General features: G+C 42.7%; 4 protein-coding genes. All 4 read right to left on the reverse strand.

Annotated elements, in window-relative coordinates:
• Window positions 1–418: 418 nt before the first annotated feature.
• The gene (locus A3775_RS11200; protein WP_066424971.1) at window positions 419–1,429 is read right to left on the reverse strand and encodes a phosphatase PAP2 family protein; all 1,011 of its coding nucleotides are present in this window, start codon (window positions 1,427–1,429) and stop codon (window positions 419–421) included.
• 256 nt (window positions 1,430–1,685) lie between these two features.
• Entirely contained in the window at window positions 1,686–2,543 is an 858-nt protein-coding gene (cysW, locus tag A3775_RS11205) for a sulfate ABC transporter permease subunit CysW (protein WP_066380378.1), read from the reverse strand.
• Window positions 2,530–3,399 carry a sulfate ABC transporter permease subunit CysT gene (gene cysT / locus A3775_RS11210; RefSeq protein ID WP_066424973.1) on the reverse strand — a complete coding sequence of 290 codons (870 nt, stop codon included), beginning with the start codon at window positions 3,397–3,399 and terminating at the stop codon, window positions 2,530–2,532. The genes cysW and cysT overlap by 14 nt, the downstream gene beginning before the upstream one ends.
• 149 nt (window positions 3,400–3,548) lie before the next feature.
• Window positions 3,549–4,694, reverse strand: a complete 1,146-nt coding sequence (locus A3775_RS11215; protein WP_066380374.1) for a sulfate ABC transporter substrate-binding protein — start codon at window positions 4,692–4,694, stop codon at window positions 3,549–3,551.
• Window positions 4,695–4,858: the final 164 nt, after the last annotated feature.

The raw sequence follows: 4,858 nt of genomic DNA on the forward strand, positions 1-4,858 counted from the left end.
CAGATGATTCCTCTTGCACGTAGTTATGGATTTGACATCTTTGTTTCCAGGTGCAAGATATAAGTTAACTTTGATGTTAAATCATGTCCGTGAGAATAGTTATCATATCTGTGAGGGATAGGGAACTCTTCACAGGGAACAGGCAACAGGGGGGAAATAGGGGATAGGGAACCGTTCCTTGATCATAATTTTTGTAGGGTGGGCATTGCTTGCAAGTTGCTTAAAGACTTAGTTTTACGTTGTTGGGTGTGCATCACCTGACGCTGCTCAAGAATGGTGCAAGATGTGACGATAGGGAACTCTTCACAGGGAATAGGCAACAGGGGTGAAATAGGGGATAGGAAATAGGAGCAACGCGAAAATCTAAAACCAAGAATGAAAATTAGGCTATTTTGGGGTGCGATGGGCAAAGCCCCTATTACCTGTGAATTGTTCCCTTTAATGTTGGTAATATCTGGGTGAAATTGCCTGAAAAACTAAATTTTTGCTCCCATTCAAGATAGAGAATACAAGCAATTAACCATAATAAACCTGCGGCATATCCAGCTAAAACATCAGTAGGCCAATGTACTCCTAAATAAAGTCTACTAAAACCTATTGCCAAAATTACCACAGTAGTTGAGGCTAAAATTTGCTTGCGCCATTGTGGAAATTCTTTCGCTAAAATATAGCCGATACAGCCATAAACTGCTGTTGAAACCATAGCATGACCGCTAGGGAAACTATAGTGAACCGCATTCACAATGTAATCCCAGAGTGCGGGACGCGCCCTTCTAAATATCTCTTTTAACAAAAAATTTAACCCTACAGCACCGACTGTTGCCATGCCTAGGGTAGTAGCTTCCCGGCGGCGTTGGTTGTACCAAAGATTAATTCCGATTGCTGAACCAATTGATAGAAAAATTAATGGTTCACCCAAAGCAGTGATACCTTTGATGATGATATCAAGCACAGGAGTATGCAGGGTTTGGATACCTAACAAAATGCTTTCATCGAGAGCATACTTGTACAATAATCCACTACCTAAAACCAGGCTGGTAGCCGCCGCCGAACCTAAAATCAGTTGACTGTTGAGTTGGTTTAATTGTGGCTCTAGGGGTACGGCTGCTAGTTGTATGGGTGTTGCTGCTGTACTGACATATTGTTGAGCAATTTCTAGTCTGTAGTCTAAGACTATACTTTGCAGAAGGGAGGCGATCGCACTCAGGCTAATATCTGGAGCAAACATCACCAGTACATTACCTGTGAGATGATTCGCACTAAATTGGTGAATGACTTTTTCCTGTGACAATCGCCATTCTAGATAATTTTTGCAAGCCTGAGAAAGATGCAGTCCTTTGACTTTGAATCTGGCTCTACCTTTGACAGCCGTATGTATTGCTTCAACTAAACCATTACCATTCGAGAGATTGTGAAGATACCCGTTCATTTTCCGATAAGTATATTTTGAACAATTACTATACAATTCCCACAGCCATCACTCTTCACAGCACCGTATCTTAGTATAGGCGATCGCTCAAATACTAAAAAACCTTCTCCAGAACAGAGAAGGTTGAGGGGGACAAATCAATTCAAAATTCAAAATTCAAAATTAAATAATTTTTCCCTATAATTCTTCACTGCGTGACGCTGGCGCGAAGACTTTTAGCTTGTTTATCCCCAATCCCCAATCAACAATCCCTAACCTATTCTACATCTTTAATGCGGGTTTTCCGTTCTACAATTTCCTTGACTACCAAGGTGACAACGGCGAGTAATGCTAAAAGTACAGCCGCAGAAAAGGCGGCTTCGGTTTCATATTGTTTGTAAGCTTCTTCTACAAACAGGGGTAAGCTTTGGGTAATGTTAGCAATGTTACCTGAGACAACGGAAACCGCCCCGAATTCGCCCATTGCTCTGGCGTTAGTCAAAATTAAACCGTAGAGTAAACCCCAGCGAATACTAGGGAGGGTAACACGCCAAAATATTTGCCAATCATTCGCTCCTAGAGTTCTGGCGGCTTCTTCTTGGTCGCTGCCGAACTCCTCTAAAATAGGAATTACTTCCCGTGCGACAAAGGGCATACTCACAAAGGCTGTCGCCAGTACCATCCCCGGTAAGCCAAAGATAACTGTGATATCATATCCTTGTAGAACAGGGCCAAACAACCCTTGTCGCCCGTAGAGTAGCACCAGCATCAAGCCAGCTACTACAGGCGAGATGGAAAAAGGCAGGTCAATAATACTTAATACTAAAGCACGACCGGGGAATTTATGGCGAGCGATCGCCCAAGCGGCACATAAACCGAATACAGTATTTAAAGGTATGGCTATCAATGCCAGTATCAGCGTTAATTTGGCAGCATAAACAAAGTCAGTGCGGCTGAGGTTCTGGAAAAACGGCCCGATTCCCTGACTGAAAGCTTGGACAAATACGTTAATTGCCGGGATATATTGAATCAAAGCTAAATAGGCGATCGCAATCCCAATTAAAATTGTGGGAACCCAACTCTTTTTTTGTTGAGGGTTCGACGGACTAATCTGAGACTCCTTATTTATTGTCATATCTTCTTGCCCAAGCTTGTAATAAATTAATTCCTAAAAGCATCACCAAGGAAATCATCAGCAACACAACACCAATCACAGTTGCACCAGAATAGTCATACTGTTCTAACCTTTGGAAAATTAACACCGGTGCAATCAAATCTTGAAATGGTGTATTAGATGCAATAATTACAGTCGAGCCATATTCCCCCACCGCACGCGAAAAACCCAAAGCCACACCTGTTAAAATCGAAGGTAACAACGGTGGTAAAATCACCTTCCAAAAAGTTTGCCACTGGGAAGCACCCAAAGACCAAGCAGCCTCTTCAATATCAATTTCCATTTCTTGCAATACCGGTTGCACAGTTCTCACGACAAAAGGTAGCGAAATAAACACCATCGCCACCCAAACACCCAAACGTGTAAATGAGACTTTAATCCCCAAGAGTGAAAGCAAAGAACCAATCCAGCCGTTATTACTGTAAACTGTTGCTAATGTTAAACCAGCTACCGCAGTCGGCAGCGCAAACGGTAAATCTACGGTAGCATCAATTATTCTTTTCAGAGGAAAGTCATAGCGCACTAACACCCAAGCCACCAAAGTCCCAAAGATGCCATTGAGTAATGCAGCCAGTAAAGAAGTGACAAAGGTAACATTATAAGTAGCTAAAGCTATATCACTCGTAGCAATTTCCCAAAATCTAGCCGGTGGTTCTGTACTAGCTTTGAGAAACAAGGCACCTATAGGGAGAAATAACATAATTGTCAGATATCCCAAAGTAATGCGCCATGTCCAAGGCATTTGCGTTATTGGACGGATCAATGTCTTCCAAACAGGAGTTTTTCGTTCAACTTTGGCAGAAGGAGATATAGTCATAGACAATTCAATATTGGTGAAGATTGCAGGAGATGAGGGAGATGAGGGAGATGAGCAAGCAGGGGGAGCGGAGGAGCGGAGGCAGCAGAGGAGAAGAACTTTTACCCAGTCAACCGTCAACAATGCCCAATGCCCTGTGCATCGATGCCCTATCTTCTGATGCTGGTTTGAATTTGATCAAACACACCGCCATCAACGAAGAACTTTTGATCAATTGCTTGCCAACCACCTAAGTCGTCAGCAGTCCCCAGAGTTTTCACTTTGGGAAATTTATCTGTAACTTCTTTGGTTTGAGCTACTGTTTCATTGACTGGACGAAATCCTAACTTGACAAACTCTTGCTGTGCTTCTGGCGTATAGAGAAATTTGACAAAGGCTTCAGCTACTTCTCTATTACCGTGTTTATCAACGTTTTTATCAACAACAGCTATAGGATTATCAATAGAAATATTGACTTCCGGGACAATATAATCTAGGTTTTTACCTTTTTGTTGTGCCAATATTACTTCGTTTTCGTAATTTATTAAAGCATCCCCTTGTCCTTGTTTTGCAAATGCGTCTATTGCTTCTCGTGCATCTCTACTCAGAATTGGTACATTACTATAGACTTGAGTGACAAATTCTTTGGCTTTAGCCTCATCGCCACCTATTTTCATCCCTGCATTCCATAATGCCAAGAAATTCCAACGCGCAACACCAGAGGTTTTCGGGTCAGCAGTGATTAATGTAACATTATCTTTAGTTAAATCTGCCCAGTCTTTAATACCTTTAGGGTTGCCTGGGCGAGTAATGATTGCTGCTACAGATTTAGAAACTATACCATTATTGGGTACTTCTTTTTCCCAACCTGGGGCAATTAGTCCAGCTTTCTCAATTTTTTGAGTATCTAAAGCCAGTGCTAAGTGAACTACATCTGCTTCTAAGCCATCGATGACGGCGCGAGTTTGAGAACCAGATGCGCCATAACTTTGTCTAAAGGTGACAGTTTGGTTATGTTCTTGCTTCCACTTTTCCACAAACTTGGGAATAATCGCTTCGTGAGCAGCTTTGGTGACAGCAAAGGAAAGTAGGGTGAGTTCTACATTCGGCTTGTTGGCAGCAACAGTATTGGCTGTAGGTGTGTCGCCAGAGGTAGCTGTTTGATTACCCCCAGAGCAAGCAGCAAGGGTGACACTCAACATTGCCCCTACTATCATCACTGACACAAAGCCTGTTAATGTATTCAAGCTGAATGGATGTCTTCTCTGCCTAGCAATTAGCTGTAATTGCTTTAATAATCGCTGCCACACTCTCATCCCACACTCTCCTGATTAAAATACGGTTAGTCGATAAAATTATAGGTGTATATATAGATAATTGCAGACTACTCGTGAAATTGGCAAGTGGAGATTGGGGAGCAGGGGAGCAGGGGAGCAGGGGAGCAGGGGAGCAGGGGAGCAGGGGAGCAGGGGAGCAGGGG

The organism is Anabaena sp. 4-3 (assembly GCF_001597745.1).
In the GTDB taxonomy this organism is placed as follows: Bacteria; Cyanobacteriota; Cyanobacteriia; order Cyanobacteriales; family Nostocaceae; genus Trichormus.

Coding starts and splice junctions, on each gene's coding strand:
- A3775_RS11200 (WP_066424971.1), bottom strand. CDS start 1,429: ATGAACGGGTATCTTCACAATCTCTCGAATGGTAATGGTTTAGTTGAA.
- cysW (WP_066380378.1), bottom strand. CDS start 2,543: ATGACAATAAATAAGGAGTCTCAGATTAGTCCGTCGAACCCTCAACAA.
- A3775_RS11215 (WP_066380374.1), bottom strand. CDS start 4,694: ATGAGAGTGTGGCAGCGATTATTAAAGCAATTACAGCTAATTGCTAGG.
- cysT (WP_066424973.1), bottom strand. CDS start 3,399: ATGACTATATCTCCTTCTGCCAAAGTTGAACGAAAAACTCCTGTTTGG.